Origin of the sequence: Paenibacillus sp. LK1 (assembly GCF_002750415.1) — a bacterium.
Taxonomy (GTDB): domain Bacteria; phylum Bacillota; class Bacilli; order Paenibacillales; family Paenibacillaceae; genus Paenibacillus; species Paenibacillus taichungensis.
On the sequence record NZ_PEII01000018.1, the window covers coordinates 76713 to 101651 of the forward strand.

A 24939-nucleotide genomic window follows, 5' to 3' on the forward strand; every position below is an offset into this window, starting at 1 on the left:
TGTCTTAATTAGCTGCTTTCAACCATACTTCACGAAGTTTATCAAGGAATTGTTCTGGGGTCATTGAAGGATTAAGGAAAAATTCAGATGCTAGCGGTGCAAGATCATTAATGATAATTCCTTGTGGGAAGTAATTCAAAGCCCGAGGAATTGTATTCCCAGATTGTGCTGCTTCATAAACTTGCTGTGATAACGGATCTAAACCAGTTGGTTCAATCGTTGTAACCGCTGGAACAAACCCAAAATCATTAAGAATTGTATTTTTACCTGTCTCGCTAGTATACAACCACTCTAAGAAAGCATTAGCTGCTGTAATTTGCTCTTGAGATGCTTTATTATTGATAACCCAACCAGCTGGGATGCCCACTTCCAATTTATCGTTTCCAACGATCGGAACAGGAGCCATACTAATATTAATATCATCATAGTCAGCAAGCATACTGTAACTCCAGTTACCTTGGTGCACAATTGCAGTTTTACCTGTTGCCAGATCACCCATTTGTCTATCATAAGTTACTTCAAGTGGATTAACCGTATAAGCACGAATAGCTGCCATCAATTCGGAGAACTCCTGGAATTCTGGTATTTCTTTCAAATCAACTTCACCTTTGTTAACTTTTTTTATGAAAGCTACAGGATCTTCTTGCAATGCAAATGGCGCGTTAATAATATGTCCAATCAAGAAATACGCTGTTTGAGACAGACCCAAACCGTTGATACCATCAGCATTGAATTTTTCAAGAGCTTGTATTAATGACTTTGTGTCTTTAACAGTTGAAGGATCATATAAGTTTTTATTGTAAACGAGCCCAAACCCCTCTATTCCAATTGGAACACCTACAATCTTACCGTCAATTTCCAATTCCATATTTGGAACGATATACTTAGCATAAGATTCATTCGTCATGTCATAGAAATATGATGCAAATTTTTCAGCTTCTACACCTTGTTGCACAGAAAAAATGGTTGGACCTTCATTAGCAGCTAACTTTGTTTGTAACTGTGTAATGTAGGAATCACCTGCGGAACCCCAGACCTCAACTTCATTTCCTGTTTCTTTTTTATACTTAGATGCCAAGTTCTCAAGTGACTCAGCAATTTCAACTTTACTTTGGAATAAAGAAATTTTGGCAAGCTTCTCACCATTATTTCCGCCATCACCTGTTCCTTCATCCGTATTGTTACTACATGCTGTTAAAAAAATAAAAAGCATAGTAGTAAGTAATACAAGACCCCATCTTCTCTTCATTAATTCTTCCCCCTATCACGTATTTGGAATTTATTTCACAACACAAGCTTGATTATAACTATAAAAAATTACCGGTTACAGGTGTAATATTCGCCTAAATGAGTAAATTATGAATCTGAATTGCTTAATAAAAGTATTAATAATAAAACACATTCATTTCCAACAACTGCTGTCAATATTTTTGACAGCAGTACTCTGGAAACGAATGTGTTCTATGCTACATATTTAATTCTTTCGATAAGCGCTAGGTGTGATACCAGTATGTTTTTTAAATACTTTACTGAAATAATTTAAATTTTCAAAGCCACTTTCACTCGCAACTTCTTGAATAGATAACTCGGTATGATCTAGCAAGGAGTATGCTTTTTCTATTCTTAATTGAGTAAGATAATTCATAATCGTTGTGCCATACTCTTCTTTAAACTTTTTCGCCAGATATTGCGGTGAAAAATGAAATATCTCTGCCAAACCCGATAATGTTACCTCTTCCTTCATATGATCATTAATGTAATTTCTTACCGTAGCGATAGACTGAACATGAGTTATTTCCAGCCTACTGTAGTTGATTGACTCTAGCATATCACTAAAAATTTGTTTGAGTTTTGAAGTCCATTCTTCCAGTTGTGATATCCAAAGCGGCATTGTCTCATGAAAGTTATCACTGTTAATTTGACTATAAATTCGCACGAGCAGAAGGTTGATTTCTACGGTATAGTGCTGAAGCTCTCTTATGCTTACAAACTCATACGAAGCCAACTCCATTTTAAAAGACTCAACCAATTCATGAAGATATTGCTTATTTTTTGCGAGAATTGCTTCTAAAATAACTCGTTCCTTATCTATAAAAAAGTTAATGACTGATGACTTTCGGCCACTCTTAATATGATCAAAAATATTGCAATTAAGAATCATCGATTTTTCCTCAAACAAAGCGAATTGAAGTCTACTAGCTGTCAGGCTCATTTTATAGAAACCAGAAAATGAAGATAGGCGCAAAGTTCTTTTCCATGCATCCTGTATTTTTTTCACTGATGCCTCTATATCTACAAGTAAATAATTTGAACTTATAAACACAATGATAAATTCTTCATGTTGAAGCACATACCAACTACCCAGCGATTCAACCAGCTCTTTAACAATATTTTTCATCGAATAATTAAACAGTTGCTCGTCTCGAGCAAAATGTTTCTTTACGATTGCATCTTTATTTCTGGGCAAAAAAGTAACAACATAAAAATAATCAGGGTTGATTCCAATGGTAGTAAGAAAAGCATTAAGCTCTTCTTTAGACACCTGTTCTTCCTCAATTAAGCGAGAAAACCGCTGCTCCATAACAAGATTATTTACTTCATTTAAACGAAAATTAGTGCTAAGTTCCTTTAGCCTTACTTCCTGCTCTTGTTTTATTTGATTGCATGCTTTTTGAATAGCTTTTTCCAGATCACGAATTTTAAATGGTTTTAGTAAGTAATCCACACCGTTAGCTAGCAGAGCTGCCCTAGTGTAATGGAACTTTTGATAACCACTTAGCACAATAACTTTGGAGCCCCAGCCTTCCTCCCGAAGCTTCTCTAAAAACTCTGTGCCATCCATAAGGTGCATACTCATATCGCAAATTATTAACTCGGGAATATGCTTCCGTACAAGTTCCAATGCCTCTAATCCATTTTCGGCCATAAATATTTGATTGATTTTATAATGTTGCCAATCAATCGATAGCTCAACACCTTCACGTACATGCTCTTCATCATCTACGATTAATAACTTCATCTGCTTGTCCCTCTCTTGATGATTCAATTGGCAAGGATAATGCTACTATGGTTTTTTTATAGGGCTCACTAGAAATCGACCAAGTGAATTCGTTTCCATAATAAAGCATTAATCGCTTCAATACATTGGATAAGCCAATTCCACGCTTCTCCGATACAACAACAACTTGCTCAATGAAACCAGCTTTGACCTGTTCAATTTGCTGATCTGTAAAGCCTTTTCCGTTATCAATTACCTCTATCAACAATGAATGCTTAGTCAAAGCAATGTTTACCACAATATGAATTTGACCATTTCCTCGTTCTAAACCATGTATAATACTATTCTCCACAAGCGGCTGCAAAGTCATTTTGGGTACAAGAACACGACTCGCTTCATCTGAATATTCTAACTCAAATTGAAGCCTTTGCTTATAGCGACCTTGCTGAAGTACCATGTAATGCTGTATATGTTCGATTTCTTCTTGTAGCGAAACTTCCTCGTTCTCAATATCCATAGAATAGCGAAACATAGCTGCAAAGTCAGCAAGTCGATCACTGACGTCATGAGCTTTAGATTTAATTGCTAAAGTTGCAATCGATTGCAACGTGTTATATAAGAAATGAGGATTGATTTGAGCTTGCAGCATTTTCAAACGAGCTTGCGATAACTCAAGCTGATGACGATATTGCTTATTCCATAACTCGTCTAGCTCACCAGCCATTTCATGCAATCTAATGTCCAACAAATCTAACTCATCCGGTGTCTTCTGTACAGGCCTACTCTTTAGTTGAAAGTTACCCATTTGCAATTGCTTAATGTGCTGAAACATTATTTTAATCCTACGCAACATGTAATAAGAGATTAAAGTCGCCAATATGGAAATAAAAATAATCGAAACTGCTTGAATTAACAAAGTTTTACCAAGTGCAGAATTACGTGCCTTATTAATAAGTGTGCGAGGTATAAACTTAACTATTGTCATGATTAAACCATTTTCATCTGTCTTGTTAAAATAGACATAACTGCCTTCAGTAGTTTGAATCTCCCCTTTATCTGTAGATAGTTGGGGTGTATGAAGCCTTTGATAAAGTTCTATCTGCCATGGTTCTCTAGTTTTTTGTGCAGTCTCCTGTTGCGTGGGTTGTTTAACTCCTTTTGAGAGTGATAGCTCGGTCGAATCCATCTCATCTGCTGTTGTATAGAGTAGTTCGAGATTATTTCCGATAAATAAGTATACAGGTCCTTGCTCACTTGTTGTTAAGGAAGTAAGAAAATTTTTGACTTGTAATGGTTTAACATCAAAGGTAGTCAAACCGATTACTTCACGAGTATAAATATCTATGAACGGCTTATTGACGCGCAATCTTGGCTCTCTATTATTAAGTGTAACTTGAAAGGGTTGCTTCAGCTCACTATGTGCATCTGACATCTCATGATCTTTAAAGTCAGGAATAATCACTATTTCATTATAATGATTTCGAATATTAAACTGCTTGTTTGTTAGCGCGCTCTTGTAAGAAACTGCACCAATTTCGCTATAATTCGCATATATTTTTTCAAGCCTATGCTCAATATAGACACTTTCAGCAGGATTTTGAGGTTTTTTTTCCGACAACAGTCTAACAAGCTCAGGATCAGAAAAGTACGTCAAGCCAAGTAGTGACAATTCATGGAAATAAGATTGCAATGCTGACATCGTAATTGACATCGAATTTTGATTCAGCTCAACTAGCTGACGTTTGATTGAATTGCCTGTAATCTGATACGACAAATAATTTGAAATAATGAATGGAACAGTTGTCGCTACGATCAAGCTAACAATAATTTTTGTTATAATACTCACTTTGACAAGCTTCATCTAGGCATCCTCCACTCATTCCCCCGTACATTGTAGCACAGCAATAAGGAAACTTGTAACATATCGGAGATCATCCCTCAGCACACCGAAGAAGCTTCTAAAGCGAAGAAACTGTTGTCTGGATTTTCTCGATAAGGCAGATTTACAGCTCATTTAGCATTAATAGTGCTACAATATAAATCTTTAATGCAGTGATCAGATTAGGAATAGACTGCACCTCATCTGGGCCATGAATTTGACCATGACCAGGAGGCAAGTCAAGTGATGACACATCGGTCGGCAAACCAGGGCCAAAGCCTACCGCATTAGGCAATTTTCTGGCATAAGTACCTCCACCCATTACAAATGGCTCCGCTTGCTCTCCTGTTACGCCCTGATATACTTGCATGAGACACTTAACCTCTGGCGTATCAGGATTATAATAACTCGGCTCACTGTCATGAACATTAGTCAGGGTAAAACCACTTTCCTGTAACTGCTGCAGCAGCATCTTGGATGAATGATGAATAGGGTAGCGAATATTCAACTCTATCTCAAGTCTTCCATTCCGTCCTTGTAATAAAGTTCCGACGCATGTTAAAGCTCCAGATAGCTTATCCTCACCATGTATCCCTAATGCCCGTCCATCATAATGCTTACAAATGTCATAAATTTTCTCAAGCTGGTAGTGTGTAGTCTCCTCAAACCATGTACTCCGCAGCAATGGCTCAAGAAGGATCGCTATCGCATTACTAGTGCCTTGAGGAAACGCGGCATGCCCAGACTTGCCAACTGCGAATAATTTAATCTCTTCATCCGTCTGACTATACTGAATATGAGATGGCAGAAGGCTTAATTTGGCAGCGGCTGCTTTATCACGGCGTATAATAAGCTCAGCATAACCAGGTACACTATTAGAAGCTACTCCCCCCTGTATGCGAAGGATTGACGAATCAGCAATATCACAGCATAAGGTAACAGAGAGCATTCCCTTCTCTCCATAACAGACCGGAAATCCGCTATCCGCCACAATATTAAAATCAGGGGCTTGATAATGCTTACGATAATACGTAGCATCCAACATCCCTATTTCCTCACCACTACCGATAATATGCTGAAGCTGATAGTTTAGGGGGATACCCAGTTCCTGAATAAATCTAAGTGCATATAGAACAGCAATGACTGCACCTTTATTATCTTGTACTCCTCTGCCTATGAGAAAATCTCCCTTTTGTGTACAAAAAAAAGGTGGGTAGCTCCACCCCTCCCCTGCAGGAACAACATCGACATGCCCCCAAATTCCTATTGACCGCTTTGTCTCATCTCCCATACGAAATTCTGCACAATAATACTCCCGATTAAACGTCTGCAAACCATATCGTTGACCTAAATCCAATATATACTGAATAGCCTCTGCGCATTTCTCCCCAAAAGGATAAGGAGAGGATGGATCGTAGCTTGCCACACTTGGAATACTTACTAATCCAGCAATGTCTTCTAATAGCTCTGTCTTATGCTTCTCCATCCATTGTTCAATCTGTTCTTCAATAACAAAACCTCTCATTTACTTCCCCCCAATCTTGGAGTATCTTGTTCATTATCCTTTAATTGCACCTTCTGTTAGCCCGGCGATTATGTACTTCTGGCCGGCTGCATAGACCACAATAATAGGCAACATCGCCATTAAATAAGAAGTGAAAGCCATTGTATAGTTAAAGGAATATTCAGTCTTGAAGTTGTATTGATATAAGGGCAGTGTCCAAAATTCCTTCGCTTTATTCAAAATTAGTAGTGGAAGCATAAAATCATTCCAGAACCATAATGAATCCATAATGACAAGTGTAACTAGCATCGGCATAATTAAACGTAAAGTAATAAGATAATAGATTTTAAAAGTGCTGCAGCCATCAATTCTTGCCGCCTCTTCAATTTCAGTTGGCATTCCTTCAATATAGTTGACGAGTAGGAATACTCCTCTTGTTAAGCTGAGCGCTCCATATAATAAAATGAGTCCAAAAGGATTTAATAAATTCATATTGGTCATAATTTTTGTTAAAGGAAGCATAATCACTTGAAATGGTACAAACAATCCTAACAGGATATAGAGATATAAAAATTTATAATATTTCTTATGTCGATTACGAGCAATAGCATAAGCAACGGTAGGATTAATAATAAGAACTATGATTACAGATCCAGTTGTAATCAAGGTCGTATTCCATACAACTCTCCAGTAATTCCCCTTAGAAAGTAGCTCTGCGTAATTAGAAAAATGAAGTGCTTTGGGAAAACTGAAAAAACCTTTGCTTGCCTCCTCTAATGTCTTAAAGGAATTAACTATGACAAGGTATAATGGCCCCATGATAATGATGACTCCAATAAGTAAAATGATATTTCGGAGAATACGCCAACCAAGCCCTTCTTTTCGTATCGCTAAATTCATACTTAATGGACACCACCTTTACGTGTTAATTTAATTTGGATAAAGGATAACACTGCAATGATAATAAACAATATAACTGATTCCGCATTAGCCATCGCAAACTTTAGATTCTGAAATGCATCATTGTATATCATGATCCCAATAACATTAGTAGATTTCACTGGACCTCCACCTGTCAGGGTATAGGCATAATCAAAGGAAGTGATACCCGATTTAATCGCAAGCACCATATTTACGGTAATCGTAGGAATTAGAAATGGAAATGTGATATAACGAAAACGATTAAAAGTGCTGGCCCCATCGATTCTGCCCGCTTCATACAGCTCGGAGGGAACCGATTGTAAGCCTGCAATAAAGATAAGGGTCGGCAAGGCTACAGCCTGCCAAATGTTAACAAGCACAACTGCAATTAAAGCATACTTGGGATGGGCTAAAGGACTTTGATATAATTCCATAATATTCAAGCCCTGACCAATCGGAGGAATGACTCGAACAAATACCTGTTCCCAAATTAACGAAATGGTTACAGCACTAATGATGGCCGGTAGGAAATATATCGACTTTGTAAAGGTTTGAAGCTTCTTAAGAGAGTTTAAGCTCAAAGCTAGAATTAATGACAGACTCATTACTCCTGCTACAAGCATCACTGCATACTTTCCAGTAACTACTAATGATTGCCTAAAATTCGGGTTGTTCCAAAGCTCCGTATAGTTGCTAAACCCTACATAATTATAGCTAGAACTAATCCCATTCCAATCTGTAAAGCTATATTGAATACCTACAATAACTGCATAAGCGAAAAATAGTGTATACAGAATGATAGCCGGAACCGTGAATAAGAAATAAGTTGAGCGTTCTAGAAATTTGCCTATCATGCTGCACCTTCCTCATCTCAATGTAACGTAGAGCTAGTAAATAGGGAGCGACAATTTGAATTCTCAAATTGTCGCTCAGATCAAAGCTATTATATTTACTTAACAGCGTTAAGCTTAATTGTTTCATCAATGTTCTTCAGGTACTGCTCAGGCGTCTCGTTATTAATGAGATAACCTTGAGTTGTACTATATAGTTCCGTTACAATCGCACTTTCAAGCGTTGAAGACATCCAGTCATGAACTCTACCATTATCGATAAAATCAAGGATAGGCTGTAAATATTGATCGCCATAGGTTGTTCCCTTAATAATGGAAGGTTCGCCAGATAGATCAGACCACTTCTGAGCAACCTCTGGTCGAGCTATATATTTTAAGAAGGTAAGCGCAGCTTCTTTTTCCTCAGGCTTAGCTTTTGCAGAGATGGACAGAGAAGCATTGACACCTGATAAAGCTGTCGTGGTATCAACAGTATCATTCGGAAGTGGAAACGCACCGAATTTCAAATTAGGGTTAGCCACCTTAATATTCCCACGGCCGTATGAGCCAGAAATAATCATAGCGGCTTGACCATTAGCAAATGCTTCTTGCATCATTTGAGCGCTCACCCCAAAAGCATCCTTATTAGCATATTGCGTTAACTCTCTGAGCTTCTTGGCAAATTCCAAGAATTCTGGATTGCCTTCCACTTGACCTTCACCCTTAGCCACTTTAACCATTTCTTCAACACCGCCAGGTGCAAAAGCAATGTTCGTAGCTTGGAAGATGTGACCTACATCCTTTAATGGAAGATAGAGCGGTGTAATACCTTTGCTTTGAAACAATTTGCATGCTTCGATAAATTCAGCATAGGTGGTTGGGATTTTCACGTTATTTTGTTCAAATAGATTGATATTATAATAGACTGCCATATAATTTCGAGCGTACGGCAAAGAGTAGTATCCACCGTCATCTGCTACAGTCATATCCAAATATTTTTCGTTAACATCTTTAATGAAGGGTTGATCGCTTAAGTTTTCGATATAACCATTTTTTACTTTTTCCTTAAATTGAAGCTGTGTAGGAAAATCAGTAAATAGGGGTGGAATATCATTTGTCGCAAACCGAGACGTTAATACTTTAACTGGGTCAGGCACGGTATTCATATTAATCTCAATATTCGGGTATTCCTTTGTAAAATCAGCAATAATTTCGTGATAGGCATTTTGAATGGCTTCCTCACCCTGCTGCTGGAAAAACTCGATTTTAACAACATCGCTCTTGCTTGAATTTCCGTTGTCTGCTACGTTTTCCTTCCCGCATGCCGTAAGAATTATGGACATTAATAACATAGCTGTAACAGATAGTTTTGCACTTCTTTTCATCTCTTTCTCTCCTAACTACTTCTTTTTAAGAGCTTATTTCCCTAATGCGCGATTAGCTAGATTCGTAATGACAACATCGTCCATTGGCGGATTATGAAGCCCTGCACGAACATCACGATACATTCGTTCAAGCGGGAAATCCTTAGAAAGGCTTAACCCGCCTACAATTCTCATCGCGTGATCAACAACACGTAGTGCTGCATTGGTAGCAAGATGCTTGGCAACACCTAGCTCAATCTTCAGTTTTTCGCGATTAGCCGTTTCCTTATCCCAACGATCTGCAGTATCATAAAGGAAGGTTCTTGCTGTAATTAAATCAAGTTCAATTTCTCCAATTAGACGCTTAATATTAGGTAGCTCTGCAATTGGAACTTGTAATGAATTAGGCTGGTGCTTAGCAGCAAATGAAAGGGCGAAATCCCTGGCACCATGTGCAATTCCAAGATAACACGCAGGAATATGAAGCATGTTACCGTCTGTGGGGACAAGCTTGCGCAGCTGGTCACTTGCTTTACCACGGATGTGATATCGATCTGGAACAAATACATCATTCATGGCAACATCATGACTGCCTGTTGAACGCATTCCCATCGTATTCCATGTCTCCAGCACTTTGACGCCATCGCCAGCTTCTACGATAAATGATCCTACAGTATCGGTATCCGACATCGTAGCTGCAACAATAAACTTGTTAAGAATCGGACTTAACGTACAGTACGATTTCTGACCCGTTATCAGCCAGCCTCCCTCAACTTTGACTGCTTTCGTCTCAGGCCTTCCACCACGAGTCGGACTACCCATTGCTCGCTCACTTACCAGTTCATTCAATACTAGCCCATCCTGTACAACCTCAAGACATAGCTCACTAAAAAGTTCTTCTGGAATTGCTCCTGATAGATGAAGCTGCTTCAATAAACCAATATGCCACCCGATTGCTAGTGCAGTGGAGCCGTCTCCTCTTGCCAGTCGCTCTTGAGAAAGAACCAGTTCATAAATTGATGCTTCCTCTCCTCCATATTGCTTTGGTACGGTAAGAGCAAGGTATCCGCTACCTCTTAACTCATTAAAATTCTCAAAGGGAAATGTTCCTTCAAGATCATGCTTAGGAGCTCGCTCTGCAAAAATCCTTGCTAGCTGATCTGCTCTTGCTGCAATTTTCGCTTCCCGCTCATTTCGTATAAAACGATCTGAAGAATCAGAGTATGTCATCATTAACAACTGCCTTTCTAATAATTCTCATTGGTTTACTTTGTTTAATATTAATATTGTTTCCTTAAAAATTGAATATAAAAAATCCGAGTTTTTTATTGTAAAAAACCGTACTAATTAGTTGTCCTCCAAATACTGTTTACGATATTCATTAGGTGTAAACCCATAAAATTTCTTAAATACATTGGAAAAATACTGTGGATCTCGCTCAAACCCACACTGTTCGGCTACTTCATAAATTTTCATTGTAGGATGTGAAAGTAATAGTTCCTTCGCCTTTTTCATGCGAACAAAAGTCAAGAACTGGGTATACTTCTCTCCTGTGTCTTGTCGAAAGAGCTTACCTAAATATTCGGAGTTAAGAAATAAATAATGCTGAGCTAGCCATTGCAAAGAAAGCTGTCTATTCTGAATATGCTGGATGGTTAATTGCTTTATTTTTATAACCAGCATACCCTTCTTATCAATCTTACGATAATGAAAGCTTGTATACAGCTTGCTTAACTCCTTCTGGAACGCTTGTATATCATGACTCTCTACAGCTGTAAGTGTTGTACTAATGCCGTATTCTGATTTCAACTGATTGCCGATGTAGGATAGCACATGATTATTGTTTTCTTGAAGGGCATGTAATGATAACCCCTCACTTAATAATTGCTCGATCCATAGCCTAGATATCTTCATTAATCGGGATTCATCAGCCTCAACAATCGACTGGAGCAAATCACTAGGTATAGAGGAAGAAATGATACCTTGACTTGCAAGCGCATTTGAAACTTTGGACTGTGTATTTTCCGCAAAATTGCTGCGTATAGCATCTACCTCCTGCTTAGACCATTGAAGTGCTTCTGTAATCTCATGCTCATCACTTGGCTTTAATAGATACCGTCTTACACCAAAACGCATGGCCTGCGTAGCTAGCTCAAACTCTCCAAACCCTGATAGAACAATAAATACAATACGAGGAGAAATCTTCAACCCTTGTTCGATTAACTGAAGTCCATCAACGATTGGCATTTTAATATCCGTAATCACCACATCAGGCTGGAGCTCTTGAATTTTCTCCAATGCTTGCTGTCCGTTTATAGCTGTCCCTGCTAACACCATACCAAGCGTAGTCCACTCTATTGTCTCTGCAATACCTTCTCTCGCCATTCGTTCATCATCAACGATTATTACTCTATAGCTAGACATGACTATCTTCACCTTTCCATAAAGCAGGAATTCGAATTCGAATAATTGTCCCTTGATTTATACCTTCTAAAATTGCAATACCATATGGCTCTCCATATAACAATTGCAAGCGCTCATGAATGCTTCTTAGTCCAATCCCTCCTTCTGTGTTTTGCTCTAAATAATGTATATCCATCCCTGGACCTTGATCCGCAATCCAAATATCTAAATCCTCGCCAAAGCATTCCCCGCTAATCGTAATTTGACATTCGCCTGTCAATTCATCGATACCATACTTAATTGCATTTTCAACAATTGGCTGAAGGATCATTGCAGGAATATAACTTTTGTTTAATTCATCCGGGATATTGATTTCACATTGCAGTCGTTCTTCAAATCGATATTTCTGAATGAGTAAATAGTTATTGACATGCTGAATTTCTTCCTGCAGCATAACCATTTCCTTTTTACTCGTTGTACTTCGCAACATATCACCCAACGCTTTGACCATACTGGAGATGCGCTCTTGTCCCTGCCTGCGTGCTAGCCAATTTATCGAGTCTAACGTATTGTAGAGAAAATGAGGATTTAGCTTCGCTTTCAGCGCCTCATATTGAGACTCCTTTATATGAATTTGTTTTACGTAGTTATCCTTAATTAATCGATCTAACGAGGCTGTCATTTTGTCAAAGCTGATTGTTAACCATCCAATTTCATCCTTATTCTTCACCTGCTCTTCTCGGGACGTAGCAAAATCTCCTTGCTCTACCTTGCTCATCCTAAAGGCCAGTGTCTCCAAAGGACGTGTAATACTTCTTGCAAAAATTATGCCTATCCATACGAGAGATACAAGAATGAGAGTATATAAAAGGAATAGAGTTTTCTTCATCTGAATCGCTTTCTGAAACAATGATTCATAAGGTACAAGATTCACTAATGTCCAACCTGTAAAGTTCATTGTAGATAAGGTACTCAAGTACTTGTGATGATTTAACGTGATCATTTCATAGCGTTCACCTGATCGTTCATTCTGTATTAAAGAGCTTGGCATAGGCTTATCTTTCCATTCCTCATCATTCCAATAGATTGGGGTATGATCTTCATAGATGAGCAATTTATTATTGGAAGATGACTGATTAGAGCCAATAGATTCAATCAAATCATTCGCATTCACTCGAACAATTAACGTCCCTAATGATGGAAAATCCATACTATTCACTGCTCTTATTTCCCTTAGGGAAGTAAAAATCTTAGAATCTCTTTCCCCACCCTTCCACAGACTTCCTCCTTCTTTCTGAGCGGCCATTGCAATAAATTGCTTACTGTAAGCTGGTGCAGTCTCATCCTTGGTTGTGCCCAGCCAGTAATCCTTGCCCCAATAATCAATAATCGCTACAGAGCGAATCGGATAATTAAAGAAACGATAGGATAACAGCTTCTCTTCCATTTCACGAATCGCAAAATAGGTTTCGTGACTATTCTTGTTCTGCTTTATCTTCTCCAACCCATGTTGAATGTCCGTGTCACTTGCTATCGATTGTGTCATACGATCAATGGCTGCTAGCTTGTCCTCAATTCGCTCTGAATACAAATATAGCTTCTCACTAGTTTGTTCATAGACAAGCTGTTCATATAATTTATGCATATTCTGCACGTATAATAGGCTTATACTACTTGTCAAAAGAACACCGATCAATACAAACAACACTAGCTTATGTCTTATTCTTATTTTCACTCGAATTCTCCCCTTACCGCATAACTGCTCCAGCATATTAGAACCGATCCATAAAGAAGTAGTAATATAAACATTTAAGGTAATACCCTATTAAAAAATACTGTATATTCCCAAGTAAAACAATAAGAAAATAGGAATATAGCTGTTCTTTAGGTAGCTGAGTCCTAAAAAGATGACCTCATTGAAATCACATGTGGCTGCGAAGATTTGATTAACATGATCGTTGTATTTTTTCAGAGCAGTAATTTCCGTGGAAAAGCAAAGCAGTATAGGGACCTAATTCGTGGTGTATTTATGGAGGAATTAAGCCATGTTGAACTGGTGCAACAAACAATAAATCAATTGCTGACAGGAGCTGGAGCAGAGGGTGTAGGTAATGCTGGCATTGATGAGGCTCCGCTAGACGAAGCTATCAAACATGCCAATCCACATCATTACATTATGGGTGCTCAAAGTTCACTACCTGTAGATGCAGCCGATAATCCATGGCTCGGGAATTATGTGTATGATCATGGCAACCTAGTAAGTAATCTACTCGATAATGTTGTACTGGAATCAACAGGTGTTCTACAAAAAACGAGAATCTATGAGATGAGTACATACAAATCATCCCGTGAAACTCTCGCATTTCTGATCGTTCGTGACAATGCTCACCAAAATGCATTTGCGAAGGCGCTCGAGACTTTAGGCGTAAACTGGGGCAATCTGTTTCCTGTTCCCAATTACGATATCAACAAATATCCAGAGTGTCAGAAATATGTTGACCTCGGCTTCCACAATGCACAATTTAACTTCCGTATGGACAACACACGCATTGCTGAAATATTCAGTGGCCAAACACCTAGTCGCCATGGTGGCGGGCTACAAGTCACGGAACCTCCACAGGGGTTCCCACTCCCCTTTATGCCGGAGCTTGCTAATGAGCACAGTCCAGGGTTGCATGATCTAATACCTAAGATTTAAGTTACTAAGAAGTAAGGAAGCGTAACAAAAAGGACCCTTGCTAAGGGTTCCTTTTTGTTACGCTGATTTGAACCACATCACGTAAATATAGTATTGTACGAAGCTTTCGAATAAGGAAACAAATATAGGAGATAGCCTACCTACAATGAAACGGTAGGCCTTAGGAAATGGGAGCCCCATAAGTTTATATCCAACACTCTACTTTATATACCAGAGCAACACCATTGTCCTTCTTCTTCCTCTTGGTCTTAAGTAGCAGTAGTTTTAAGCCTCAACTGCTTCGGGTCTTTTCACTTGAAGAGGCGGTGGAATGAGCCAGCCTTTTTCTTTACTCATTTGAAGAATACGAACGCCTAAAGCAGTTTTCGTAACATGATATTTTGCAAATAAGGCACCAATATCCTCTCTGATCGATTGCCCCATAACTTGACTACAAGCAACCAATCCCATCGAAGTATCCGATGCAATTGATGCCGCTATCTCTGGATCCGTAAATCTCGCACCAACAGGAATATCCTCAAGTTTTACTGGAGGTCTTTCTGGTAAAGCTGGCGTTGGAGCAATTCCGTTATCCGTTAGCAGAGTATCACACTCTTTTATCTCAAGTTTTGCTTGATCAATCAGTGCTTCTAATGTTTTCTTTAAATCCTTATCTCCCGCATGATTTAGAAATGCTTGGTAGAAGGAAAGTGCTCCCTTCGCGACTGTTGAACATTGCCATACACTGAAGATTTCACCATAATGCATAGGTTCATTTTTGGGGTTTCCACTTAATATTCCGATCACAAACACTCCTTTAAATTTATTTTCCACCGGATATATAGTCCCAAATTCAATAACAACATATTCAACATAATCCTAAATTCATAATGGAATAATGAAATTATTTTGGGGGAAAATAATTTCATCACAATATCGAGGAGGCTAGCTTTTATGAAAAAACAATTAACTACTGCAGTGGTTTCAATATTCTTATTGGCTGCTTTAGCTGTTCCAGCATCAGCTCACGATGTAAATGAAGCTATGGTTGATGGACGAGACAACAACACTTACCATTACAACAGCACCAATAATAACCCAAACACTGTAAGAGCAAATTCAACAGCTAACGATAACCGTATGGACTGGGGATGGCTTGGCTTGCTTGGATTACTTGGTCTAGCTGGCATGCGTAAGAGAGTAACTGATCACTCTGATCGCTAATTTTAGATCTTCACATCATTGGAAACTAAGAGCTCTGTCAGTGTGACAGAGCTCTTTTAAAGATGAAAAATTATATGTCGTGGGATAAGGCAGCCAAAAGTTCAAGGAGGATGGTTAATGAAACAAGAATTGAATTATGGAACAGATTATAAATTTATTCCCGTAACTTCAGTGGGAAGTGGCGTAGGGATTGAAATGCTGCCTGATCTATTTTGCCACACTATCCAAATTGTAAATATCTGTTTAGTTGGTTACCCTGACGACTTCGTTTTAATTGATGCTGGAATGCCAAAGTCATCAAATGAAATAATCTCGGTCATCGAGGAGCGTTTTGGTCCGAACAGCCGACCCAAAGCGATCATTTTGACCCATGGACACTTTGATCATGTCGGCGGGTTAATAGAACTGGTCAAGCACTGGGAAGTTCCGGTTTATGCGCATCCATTGGAAATGCCATTCCTCACAGGGCAGAAATCATATCCGGAACCAGATCCTACGGTTGAAGGTGGTCTGGTAGCTAAAATGTCCACCTCCTTTCCAAATGAACCAATAAACCTTGGGAGCAGCATACAAACGTTACCTTCTGATGGGACTGTCCCCCATATGCCAGGGTTTAGATGGATTCATACCCCAGGACATTCTCCTGGTCATGTTTCGTTATTTCGAGAAAGGGACGGAGCGTTAATCGCAGGCGATGCTTTTACTACTGTAAAACAAGAGTATATGTATAAAGTATTTACTCAGGAATTGGAAATAAGCGGACCCCCTCGCTATTTAACAACAGATTGGGAAGCTGCAAAGCAATCTGTTATTAAAATTGAGGCTTTAAAGCCCGAGTTTGCTGTAACGGGCCATGGATTGCCGATGTCCGGTGAGGTGCTAACAACAAGCCTGAAAAAACTTGTTAATGAATTTGACCAAATTGCCGTACCGGATTATGGAAAGTATGTTAACTAAATTTTCCTCTTGGTACATTGGTTTTGGACAACAGTACAAATTCCGTTGTCCACCATCTACTCTTGGCCATCCCACTCTATGTTCTATCCCCGATAATATAAGATCTCAAAACGACGAGAGATTCACAATTAAATACTAACCCCGACTTTTAACTGGTAATCCTTTGTATTTCACAACTCAAATACTCGATCTTAGTATCACCACAAATGTTACCCTATTAAGGTTAGGATAGACTTCATTTGTTCCTCTGAAGTCTCATCAATACTAATACCGTTTCTGTGATCGATGGCGAAATTTAACGGGACCATGTTCATGGCTATGGACATTTCTATCACTAATGGGTTCATTTACTCGTCTCTTGGCTATCACTTAATAAATTGCGATTATGTCAACCTCTTCACTGCCATGATTGGAGTTAGAACAATTTAAGCTCAAATTCAGTTTTTTAGGAATCATCTTCACGATGATCAAGGGAAAAAGCTTGATAGATGCGGTAAGTGTTCTTTTTAATGATTTCAATCTCAAAATTGAACGTAATTTAGAAAACTAAAAATTTCGGCATTCATTCTACTTGATGTAAAGTTTCAACATATTCAATAAATCTTTTTGCTGCTGGGGAAATATGATGATCTTCTCTCCACTTCAAACCGATTTCCCAGTACCAACCTTCATCAATGATTGGGATCCAGACCAATTCATCTAACATCAACCCCAACGTCTTAGGCAATACGGATACACCAAGACCCGACTTTATAAAACCGGCTACAGTGATCAGGTCCTCCGCTTCATAAGCAGAAGCAAGAACAAATCCGGTGTGTTGGAAACGGGACATAATCGTCGCCTTTAATCCGCAGTTGTTTTTCAATCCAATAAATGGTTCGCCAGACAGCTCTGCCAAACTAAGAGCGCTACAATCTGCATAACGATGTTGAGAGGGAACAACAATGTATAAAGGAACATTTTGAACAGTCATCCAGTGATGATTATCCAAAGTGGATTCCCTCGATGTAATCATAATATCCGAAAATCCTTGCTCCAAGTGTTCATCAATATCCCCTAAGTTCCCTTGTGTCAATTCAAACCGCACTTTGGGATACTCCAATTGATAACTCCTTATTAGGCTAGGAATCAATTCAACACCGAGAATGTTTAGATAAGACAACGTAATCACACCAGTATCCGGATTAGACCACTCTTCGATTTCATTTAGGCCATTTTCAATATTTTGTAGGGCTCTACCAATCCATTTAGAGAACATGGTACCGTTTCGGTTCAGCTTTATATTTCGTCCATTTCGCTCAAATAAAGGAGCTCCTATTTCGTTTTCAAGCTTGGCAATTGCATGACTTAACGCTGGCTGAGTAATACCAAGTGTTTTGGAGGCTAATGTCATATGTTCAAGCCGTGCAACGGTCATAAAGTATTCTAATTGTGTAAGTTCCATTAAATTACCTCCCATACATTAATATTATTCATCATTTTCATTATTATAATAAATTGGACGTTATAGAAGTGGCAAGTGTAGTATTAGTTTTAGCTCCTCTCGAATAACACATCAAGGCTAAGAAACAGAGCGCTTTTAAATTAATCATTGAATACCATTACTACTAGGAGGAATAGATATGCATAAAGAATTTGAGTTCTCTGCATCAGAATTTGAAGGCAAGAAGGTCCTTGTAACCGGAGGAACAAAGGGAATGGGACAAGCTGTTGTAAAAAGACTTACAAACGGAGGAGCTACAGTACTTACTACTGCCCGTTCCCGCTCTATTGACTTGCCGAATCCGGTCAAATTTGTTCAAGCAGATGTTGCCACACCTGAAGGTATAGAGCAAGTAATTACAGCAGTAAAAGAGCAACTTGGAGGTATCGATATTATTGTCCATTGCGTAGGTGGATCAACCACACCACCAGGAGGCGCACTTGTATTGAGTGATGAGGATTGGCTTCATGCATTAAATTGGAATTTACTCGCAGCAGTTCGACTTGATCGCGGCTTAATTCCACTTATGTTAGAAAACAATTCAGGCGTTATCCTTCATTTCACTTCCATTCAAAGACGTTTGCCTTTATATGAAACTACACTGGCTTATGCATCGGCAAAAGCCGCTCTGGCTAATTATAGCAAGGGATTATCGAATGAATTTTCTCCTCAGGGAATTCGAATAAATACTTTGTCTCCCGGGTTTATTCAGACAGAAGCAGCTGACGCATTAATTGATCGGATCGCAACGGAAACAGGAAGTCGAGAAAGTGCACTCGAACAACTTATGGATTCACTCGGAGGTATTCCAATTGGCCGACCAGGGTTTCCAGAAGAAGTCGCTGAACTGGCTGCATTTTTGGTCTCAGACCGAGCAGCATCCATTACAGGTAGTGAATATGTCATAGATGGGGGAACTATTCCTACAGTCTAACTAACATTAATAAAAGGAGAGAACAATATGGATCTCAATCATTTACCGTCTGTAATTGGCAAATATATTACTGCATCTAATAAACCAGACCCAGCAGTATTTGTAGATTGTTTTTCCGAAAATGCCGTTGTGTTGGATGAAGGAAAAAAGCGAAATGGAAAACAGGCGATCAGAGAATGGAGTGATCAATACCATTTCGCGGCGAATGTAACGTTAGAGCCAACAACAGCAAAAAAAATGGGTGAAGAAATTGTGCTAACATGCAAGCTGGATGGTACCTACGACAAGACTGGTCTACCCGATCCACTATTACTGAATTATCATTTCGTTATTGTTGACGATCAGATCGTCAGCCTATCCATTTTTTAAAGAAACCTCAAAGGCCTTGGAAATTTCTAAGGCCACTATTTATAAATTCTAATTATAACGGGGGTAAATACTCATGATAATTAACCATTTACTTATAAGACTAAAAGACTCTTCTGATACAAAAATCGAGGAGACACAAGAAGTCCTCCTTAAAATGAAAGGAAATATTGCAACCTTACTCGATATGCAGGTCAAGGTGGACATACGTCGTGATTCATCTTCTTATGATCTCATGCTGATCACAAAATTTGCATCGATAACGGATATGGAAGCGTATCTGGTAGATCCTTTACACCAAGAAATAAGCATATTTATTGGTAGTGTATTAGACAGCTCAGCATCGGTTTGCTACGAAGCATAAAGTACTGCAACAAACAACGGGACGAATGCTATAATAATTACGCATAATAAAGTGACTGCGAAATCTTTAAGTGGCAAGTCAACCAAGTGATCAGCCTTATGTCATGTACCATGGTGTTTTTTGAGGTTTTGTCTATATTTACTTTTTATTTAGATAATCATCTAATCGGTAATCAGACTATGTTCGTAACCATTTCAGCAATCGGGACAAGAACTTGTACCTGTAACATAAAAAAGCCGCTATAATAGCGACTTCAATGGACTATTTTCTTGTCCTGTGAAATTTGAATACATTTTATTGACTGCTGTTCTTGGATCATCATCTGTTAAATCATCGTTGTTAGCATTAGGATATCGGGTTGCAAATAAATGTTTAGTCTACTTTTTTTCATTCAGATGGAGCTCATAGGTCTGTTCGATATGACGTGAACCCCAGGCATGGTTTAATTATCACATGAGAAAAGCCACCATAATAAAGGTGGCAAAATTTTCATTATCTATGCGAACGATATTTACTATGCTAATTGTGTGATAACCAGATGTGCCGAAACGGGTCTTGTTCCTCCGGCGAGAGGAGTCATGGTTAGTGCAGTGGAATTACCGGCTGGATTTCGCACGGTCAGTATTGAATTAATGACAGTCGTTTGTACTAAAGCCATTCCTGGCATCTGACTTGTGCCTGTTGCTCGCCCCACTACTGAATTGGATAGGTCAGCACCATTGAGTGTTATCATAAGTTGCCCAGCTTCATTCATACTTCCCTGAAACATAACCAGATACGTCCCGATCGCAGCCAAATTAAATGTGCTTGGACCCGTACGAGTAATTGTAGTTCCGCTTGTAGGTCCATCTTGCGGAAAACTTACGTCCGTGCCCGGAGCAACCGTTGCAGCATTGTCTGGTGGCATCAACGCAAAAAAATCTGCAAATCCCAGAACACCTCCGGCTGCGCCTGTAGCCCCCGTCACTCCAGTAGTTCCTGCTGGGCCTGCTGCCCCCGCTGCACCTGTTGCGCCAGTAGTTCCCGCTGGACCTGCTGGACCTGCTGCTCCAGCCGTACCCGTTGCTCCCGCTGGGCCTGCTGGGCCTGCTGCTCCAGCCGTACCTGCTGTACCCGTTGCTCCAGTTGCTCCCGCTGGACCTGCTGCTCCTGCTGTACCCGTTGCTCCAGTTGGTCCAACAAATCCTTGTGGTCCGATGGCTCCGGCTGGACCAGGTACACCTTGAGGGCCTTGTGGCCCCACAACGCCTTGTTCCCCTGGAACACCTTGTGCACCAATCGGACCCGCTGGACCTGCTTCACCTTGAGGACCTACTGCTCCCGCTGGACCAGGTTGCCCTTGCGGTCCTTGAGGACCTGGGGGCCCTCCAGCTGGCCCTTGTGGTCCGGGCAGTCCTTGTACGCCCTGATTTCCTTGGACCCCTTGGATCCCTTGGATCCCTTGTGTACCTTGGGGTCCTGTTGGGCCAACAACTTTAGGCGTAGTTACATTCACTTCAGGTGGAGGGCATGTTACCTGTACTATTTTTTTAATTACTTTTACTCTACGATTTTTTCTTTTTCCTTTTGGAGAATGTACAGTTGCAATTTTTTTATTACACCTTTTTTTCTCATCTGGACAACTCAATTAGGACACCTCCCTATATTCATAGCTCAGTGTACGTAGGTAGTTGGCTACAGGCATGGACTAACATCTATCTTCACCCGTGCTAAAACCTATTTTTCATAAAATAAAGGCTATTGACATATCGCTTTGGATGCTTCTCCAAGGTCGGAACCGAGACGTTGGTATCGCAGGTACCATGTACTTCACCACGACATATTTAACTCAACAAATGTACATCTTCACCTTTGTCGTCATTTTCTCCTTGCTTGCACAAGGCTTGTCCTCCATGGCAACTGTTTCAAGGCTGCTGTTCGTCAATCTTTCCGTCATCTGTCATTACATTATTTGCGAGAAAAAGCGCAGTGTGAAGGATTGGATTATAAGAATGTTTTCCCCCTTGTTAGGAACAAGAACTTGGTTTCTTGAACAAAACAAAAAGCCGCTATTTTAGCGGCTTTGAATGGTGTTTCAAAATTGTCTTATGAAGAGCGATTTCTTGGGATCCCTAAAACAACCTATTCCCACAACCCTGATTAGAGGCTTCACCTTCAATCAAGAATGACCCAAATTTGAGTAGTCAATGAGATTTGATGGATCTTCTGACTTGTGAAGTGCTCTTGACCAGGGTCGTATCAACCTTCAACTTTTCCCTAACTGGCGTTTAAATGCTTTACTAGCGAAGAAGAAAGCGATGAACATGATACCGACACACCAGGCAAGTGCGATCCAGATATCATTACCAACAGACCCTTCATACAAGATGGCACGAATCGCATTCACGATTGAAGTCACTGGTTGGTTTTCAGCGAACGCACGGACAATTTTAGGCATGGTTTCAGTGGGGACAAAGGCCGAACTGATAAACGGCAGGAAAATCAGCGGATATGAATAGGCTGTCGCCCCTTCCATAGACCCTGCTGTCAATCCGGGAATGACCGCCAGCCAAGTCAGGGCCAGCGTAAACAGCGCTAGTATCCCAGTTACCGCGAGCCAATCCAGGATACTAGCGCTGGAGCGGAAGCCCATCAAGAGCGCGACAAGGATAACTATCACCACAGTAAGTGTATTAGAAATAAGCGAGGTCAACACGTGAGCCCACAATACCGACGAGCGTTTGATTGGCATGGTGATGAAACGTGCCATCAATCCGCTCTTTACATCCGTAAACAGCCGCAAGGAAGTATAAGCGACGCCGGATGCAATAGCCATCAACAAGATTCCAGGCAATAAATAATTGACGTAATTGTCAGCGCCAGTCTCTATGGCGCCCCCAAATACGTAGACAAACAGAAGCATCATCATAATCGGCGTAAGCGCAACGGTGATAATTGTATCCGGACTACGCATGATGTTTCGCATTAAACGTTCTAGTAACACCCCTGTTATGTTTTTCATTTACATCTCCTCCTTTTTATTGATGATTGCGAGGAAAATTTCCTCCAATGTCGGCTGCTTCTTGATGTACTCCACTTTCGCTGGCGGGAACATCTCTTTGAGTTCAGTAAGGGTACCGGTAGTGATGATTATTCCGCCATGCAGGATAGCGATACGGTCGGCCAGTTGTTCTGCTTCCTCTAAATACTGGGTTGTCAGCAAGATGGTCGTGCCGCCGCCGGCAAGCTCCTTGACAGTATTCCATACTTCAATCCGCGCTTCGGGATCAAGCCCTGTCGTTGGTTCATCGAGAAAAATGACAGCTGGTGTCCCAATCAGACTCATGGCAATGTCAAGCCGGCGCTTCATCCCGCCGGAATATTTGTCTACCCGACGGTTGGCTGCATCGGTCAGGCTGAATCTTGCAAGTAGATTGTCGACGACTTGAGCTGGATTGGAGACACCCCGTATCTTGGCGATCATCATCAGGTTTTCACGTCCGGTGAGTATGCTATCTAAAGCTGCGAACTGCCCTGTCAAGCTAATGTTCTGTCTCACATGATCCGGTTGACGCTGGACGTCAAAGCCGCAAATCCCTACTTTCCCGCCATCGGGCTTTATTAGGGTAGAGAGGATATTCACCGTCGTTGTCTTGCCGGCTCCATTGGCACCCAGAAGTGCGAAAATTTCGCCACGCCGCACCTCAAAATTCACCCCCTGTAATACTTCCTTGTTATTAAATGATTTTTTTAACCCTTTTACAGATATCACTGCATCACTCATTCTTCTTCCTCCTTATAAAATGCGTAGCAAGGATACTTGAGAAAACCGGAAATTATGGTCAAGCACCTTACGGAGCTAGATTGACTACATTAATTTTNCCCCGCCATCGGGCTTTATTAGTGTAGAGAGGATGTTGACTGTCGTTGTCTTGCCGGCACCATTGGCACCCAGAAGTGCGAAAATTTCGCCACGCCTCACTTCAAAATCCACTCCCTTTAATACTTCCTTGTCATTAAAGGATTTTTTTAACCCTTTTACAGATATCGCTGCATCAATCATGCTTCTTCCTCCTTATAAAATGCGCAGCAAGGATGCTTGAGAAAACCAAAAATTATGGTCAAGCACCTTGCAGAGCTAGATTGACTACATTACTTCTTACGCTATTCAGTCTGACTGATATCATGTATGACTTAGTACCGGATAAAAATTTAACTNTCACTTCAAAATCCACTCCCTTTAATACTTCCTTGTCATTAAAGGATTTTTTTAACCCTTTTACAGATATCGCTGCATCAATCATGCTTCTTCCTCCTTATAAAATGCGCAGCAAGGATGCTTGAGAAAACCAAAAATTATGGTCAAGCACCTTGCAGAGCTAGATTGACTACATTACTTCTTACGCTATTCAGTCTGACTGATATCATGTATGACTTAGTACCGGATAAAAATTTAACTGAATAGCGAGGCAGCAATTTACATTTGTAACCAGCTAATCAGTCAATATACTCTATTGAANTGAATAGCGAGGCAGCAATTTACATTTGTAACCAGCTAATCAGTCAATATACTCTATTGAATTTATTTTTTTTCCAAACGGTTCTTGATACTCTGATTCAAATCTTCACGATACTTGGCGACATAGGTTTTAGCGTTTGCGACTAGTTCGTCGGCAAAAGACGCCACATCGTCCCCGGTTATTTCCAGCACTTGTCTGCCTTCCGCGGCACCGGCTTCGAACAACTCGATTAACTCATACTGAATGTGAAGCATATCCATCCCGTTACCCGTCGCGAAATTCCACATATAGTTTTGAATTTTCTTATATACGAACTGATAGTCCTCTGGCAGTGACTCCACACGTGCCATCATCATTTTGTACTCTTTTTTATCACCAATCATTTTTTTGAATAATTCCATCATATTATTTTTCTCCTCCTTTTTATAAAGCTCAACAAGACACTCCAAAACTATCGGTGCGGAATATCTTATGATGTTAGATTGACTTCAAGACGTTGATTTTTGATGTTACAAAACCCCATTTTTCCCAAAACA

At 40.0% G+C, this 24939-nt stretch carries 22 protein-coding genes and 1 pseudogene; 6 read left to right on the plus strand and 17 right to left on the minus strand.

The features are described from left to right. Window positions 1–4 precede the first annotated feature (4 nt). The 10 genes from CS562_RS29440 to CS562_RS29485 all read right to left on the minus strand — a co-directional run bounded on the left by CS562_RS29440 (window position 5) and on the right by CS562_RS29485 (window position 13634). Window positions 5–1249: a sugar ABC transporter substrate-binding protein gene (locus CS562_RS29440; protein ID WP_076288813.1), complete on the minus strand. Its 1245-nt coding sequence runs from the start codon at window positions 1247–1249 to the stop codon at window positions 5–7. A 225-nt stretch (window positions 1250–1474) separates the two neighbouring features. Next, on the minus strand, window positions 1475–3019 hold the full coding sequence (locus CS562_RS29445; protein ID WP_099859112.1) for a helix-turn-helix domain-containing protein: 1545 nt from the start codon (window positions 3017–3019) through the stop codon (window positions 1475–1477). Continuing rightward, window positions 2997–4859, minus strand: coding sequence for a sensor histidine kinase (locus tag CS562_RS29450; protein WP_099859113.1), 1863 nt, complete (start codon window positions 4857–4859; stop codon window positions 2997–2999). Before CS562_RS29450 ends, CS562_RS29445 begins: the two co-directional genes overlap by 23 nt. Before the next feature lie 142 nt (window positions 4860–5001). Then, on the minus strand, window positions 5002–6402 hold the full coding sequence (locus CS562_RS29455) for a Sapep family Mn(2+)-dependent dipeptidase (protein WP_099859114.1): 1401 nt from the start codon (window positions 6400–6402) through the stop codon (window positions 5002–5004). Between the two features lie 33 nt (window positions 6403–6435). Then, window positions 6436–7281, minus strand: coding sequence for a carbohydrate ABC transporter permease (locus tag CS562_RS29460; RefSeq protein ID WP_099859115.1), 846 nt, complete (start codon window positions 7279–7281; stop codon window positions 6436–6438). 2 nt (window positions 7282–7283) lie between these two features. Then, window positions 7284–8156: a carbohydrate ABC transporter permease gene (locus tag CS562_RS29465; protein WP_099859116.1), complete on the minus strand. Its 873-nt coding sequence runs from the start codon at window positions 8154–8156 to the stop codon at window positions 7284–7286. A gap of 95 nt (window positions 8157–8251) precedes the next feature. Further along, window positions 8252–9517 (minus strand): ABC transporter substrate-binding protein, encoded by a 1266-nt coding sequence (locus tag CS562_RS29470; RefSeq protein ID WP_099859117.1) that lies wholly within the window; start codon window positions 9515–9517, stop codon window positions 8252–8254. Between the two features lie 33 nt (window positions 9518–9550). Next, complete coding sequence (locus tag CS562_RS29475) at window positions 9551–10726, minus strand: acyl-CoA dehydrogenase family protein (protein ID WP_099859133.1); 1176 nt, start codon at window positions 10724–10726, stop codon at window positions 9551–9553. Window positions 10727–10843: 117 nt separating this feature from the next. Next, a complete protein-coding gene (locus CS562_RS29480) occupies window positions 10844–11920 on the minus strand; it encodes a response regulator transcription factor (protein WP_099859118.1) in 1077 nt (358 codons plus the stop codon). Next, window positions 11913–13634: a cache domain-containing sensor histidine kinase gene (locus CS562_RS29485; RefSeq protein WP_175382569.1), complete on the minus strand. Its 1722-nt coding sequence runs from the start codon at window positions 13632–13634 to the stop codon at window positions 11913–11915. The genes CS562_RS29480 and CS562_RS29485 overlap by 8 nt, the downstream gene beginning before the upstream one ends. Window positions 13635–13856: 222 nt before the next feature. Here CS562_RS29485 and CS562_RS29490 point away from each other — a divergent pair. Next, a pseudogene (locus CS562_RS29490) lies at window positions 13857–14597 on the plus strand (manganese catalase family protein); the annotation flags it as partial. 264 nt (window positions 14598–14861) lie between these two features. On the opposite strand, the gene CS562_RS29495 reads toward CS562_RS29490, so the two are convergent. Further along, on the minus strand, window positions 14862–15380 hold the full coding sequence (locus CS562_RS29495) for a DUF3231 family protein (protein WP_076288911.1): 519 nt from the start codon (window positions 15378–15380) through the stop codon (window positions 14862–14864). A 150-nt stretch (window positions 15381–15530) separates the two neighbouring features. Here CS562_RS29495 and CS562_RS29500 point away from each other — a divergent pair, with 150 nt between their 5' ends. Together CS562_RS29500 and CS562_RS29505 are read left to right on the plus strand one after the other, a co-directional pair. Continuing rightward, window positions 15531–15800, plus strand: coding sequence for a WGxxGxxG family protein (locus tag CS562_RS29500; protein WP_076288822.1), 270 nt, complete (start codon window positions 15531–15533; stop codon window positions 15798–15800). Between the two features lie 117 nt (window positions 15801–15917). Beyond that, window positions 15918–16757 carry an MBL fold metallo-hydrolase gene (locus tag CS562_RS29505; protein WP_099859122.1) on the plus strand — a complete coding sequence of 280 codons (840 nt, stop codon included), beginning with the start codon at window positions 15918–15920 and terminating at the stop codon, window positions 16755–16757. 562 nt (window positions 16758–17319) lie between these two features. Here the strand turns inward: CS562_RS29505 and CS562_RS29510 are convergent. Beyond that, window positions 17320–18201 (minus strand): LysR family transcriptional regulator, encoded by an 882-nt coding sequence (locus CS562_RS29510; RefSeq protein ID WP_076288824.1) that lies wholly within the window; start codon window positions 18199–18201, stop codon window positions 17320–17322. A gap of 178 nt (window positions 18202–18379) precedes the next feature. Here CS562_RS29510 and CS562_RS29515 point away from each other — a divergent pair, with 178 nt between their 5' ends. The 3 genes from CS562_RS29515 to CS562_RS29525 all read left to right on the plus strand — a co-directional run bounded on the left by CS562_RS29515 (window position 18380) and on the right by CS562_RS29525 (window position 19904). Beyond that, window positions 18380–19174: an SDR family oxidoreductase gene (locus tag CS562_RS29515; RefSeq protein WP_076288825.1), complete on the plus strand. Its 795-nt coding sequence runs from the start codon at window positions 18380–18382 to the stop codon at window positions 19172–19174. Between the two features lie 27 nt (window positions 19175–19201). After that, window positions 19202–19543: a nuclear transport factor 2 family protein gene (locus CS562_RS29520; RefSeq protein WP_076288826.1), complete on the plus strand. Its 342-nt coding sequence runs from the start codon at window positions 19202–19204 to the stop codon at window positions 19541–19543. A 73-nt stretch (window positions 19544–19616) separates the two neighbouring features. Next, window positions 19617–19904: a Dabb family protein gene (locus CS562_RS29525; protein WP_076288827.1), complete on the plus strand. Its 288-nt coding sequence runs from the start codon at window positions 19617–19619 to the stop codon at window positions 19902–19904. 514 nt (window positions 19905–20418) lie between these two features. On the opposite strand, the gene CS562_RS29530 is transcribed toward CS562_RS29525, so the two are convergent. The 5 genes from CS562_RS29530 to CS562_RS29560 form a co-directional block, all read right to left on the minus strand. Next, window positions 20419–21531, minus strand: a complete 1113-nt coding sequence (locus CS562_RS29530) for a collagen-like protein (RefSeq protein WP_099859123.1) — start codon at window positions 21529–21531, stop codon at window positions 20419–20421. Between the two features lie 618 nt (window positions 21532–22149). Further along, complete coding sequence (locus CS562_RS29540; RefSeq protein WP_099859125.1) at window positions 22150–22905, minus strand: ABC transporter permease; 756 nt, start codon at window positions 22903–22905, stop codon at window positions 22150–22152. Next, a complete protein-coding gene (locus CS562_RS29545; protein WP_099859127.1) occupies window positions 22906–23667 on the minus strand; it encodes an ABC transporter ATP-binding protein in 762 nt (253 codons plus the stop codon). It lies immediately after the preceding gene. Between the two features lie 84 nt (window positions 23668–23751). After that, a complete protein-coding gene (locus tag CS562_RS29550) occupies window positions 23752–23946 on the minus strand; it encodes an ATP-binding cassette domain-containing protein (protein WP_373561772.1) in 195 nt (64 codons plus the stop codon). Between the two features lie 519 nt (window positions 23947–24465). Then, window positions 24466–24807 carry a DUF1048 domain-containing protein gene (locus CS562_RS29560; RefSeq protein ID WP_099859128.1) on the minus strand — a complete coding sequence of 114 codons (342 nt, stop codon included), beginning with the start codon at window positions 24805–24807 and terminating at the stop codon, window positions 24466–24468. Between the last annotated feature and the right edge of the window lie 132 nt (window positions 24808–24939).

What these genes read in the sequence shown, in the direction of transcription:
- CS562_RS29445 (WP_099859112.1), bottom strand. Translation starts at nt 3,019, where the DNA reads ATGAAGTTATTAATCGTAGATGATGAAGAGCATGTACGTGAAGGTGTT.
- CS562_RS29475 (WP_099859133.1), bottom strand. Translation starts at nt 10,726, where the DNA reads ATGACATACTCTGATTCTTCAGATCGTTTTATACGAAATGAGCGGGAA.
- CS562_RS29545 (WP_099859127.1), bottom strand. Translation starts at nt 23,667, where the DNA reads ATGAGTGATGCAGTGATATCTGTAAAAGGGTTAAAAAAATCATTTAAT.
- CS562_RS29520 (WP_076288826.1), top strand. Translation starts at nt 19,202, where the DNA reads ATGGATCTCAATCATTTACCGTCTGTAATTGGCAAATATATTACTGCA.
- CS562_RS29510 (WP_076288824.1), bottom strand. Translation starts at nt 18,201, where the DNA reads ATGGAACTTACACAATTAGAATACTTTATGACCGTTGCACGGCTTGAA.
- CS562_RS29470 (WP_099859117.1), bottom strand. Translation starts at nt 9,517, where the DNA reads ATGAAAAGAAGTGCAAAACTATCTGTTACAGCTATGTTATTAATGTCC.
- CS562_RS29525 (WP_076288827.1), top strand. Translation starts at nt 19,617, where the DNA reads ATGATAATTAACCATTTACTTATAAGACTAAAAGACTCTTCTGATACA.
- CS562_RS29480 (WP_099859118.1), bottom strand. Translation starts at nt 11,920, where the DNA reads ATGTCTAGCTATAGAGTAATAATCGTTGATGATGAACGAATGGCGAGA.
- CS562_RS29465 (WP_099859116.1), bottom strand. Translation starts at nt 8,156, where the DNA reads ATGATAGGCAAATTTCTAGAACGCTCAACTTATTTCTTATTCACGGTT.
- CS562_RS29440 (WP_076288813.1), bottom strand. Translation starts at nt 1,249, where the DNA reads ATGAAGAGAAGATGGGGTCTTGTATTACTTACTACTATGCTTTTTATT.
- CS562_RS29460 (WP_099859115.1), bottom strand. Translation starts at nt 7,281, where the DNA reads ATGAATTTAGCGATACGAAAAGAAGGGCTTGGTTGGCGTATTCTCCGA.
- CS562_RS29500 (WP_076288822.1), top strand. Translation starts at nt 15,531, where the DNA reads ATGAAAAAACAATTAACTACTGCAGTGGTTTCAATATTCTTATTGGCT.
- CS562_RS29515 (WP_076288825.1), top strand. Translation starts at nt 18,380, where the DNA reads ATGCATAAAGAATTTGAGTTCTCTGCATCAGAATTTGAAGGCAAGAAG.
- CS562_RS29540 (WP_099859125.1), bottom strand. Translation starts at nt 22,905, where the DNA reads ATGAAAAACATAACAGGGGTGTTACTAGAACGTTTAATGCGAAACATC.
- CS562_RS29450 (WP_099859113.1), bottom strand. Translation starts at nt 4,859, where the DNA reads ATGAAGCTTGTCAAAGTGAGTATTATAACAAAAATTATTGTTAGCTTG.
- CS562_RS29505 (WP_099859122.1), top strand. Translation starts at nt 15,918, where the DNA reads ATGAAACAAGAATTGAATTATGGAACAGATTATAAATTTATTCCCGTA.
- CS562_RS29560 (WP_099859128.1), bottom strand. Translation starts at nt 24,807, where the DNA reads ATGATGGAATTATTCAAAAAAATGATTGGTGATAAAAAAGAGTACAAA.
- CS562_RS29455 (WP_099859114.1), bottom strand. Translation starts at nt 6,402, where the DNA reads ATGAGAGGTTTTGTTATTGAAGAACAGATTGAACAATGGATGGAGAAG.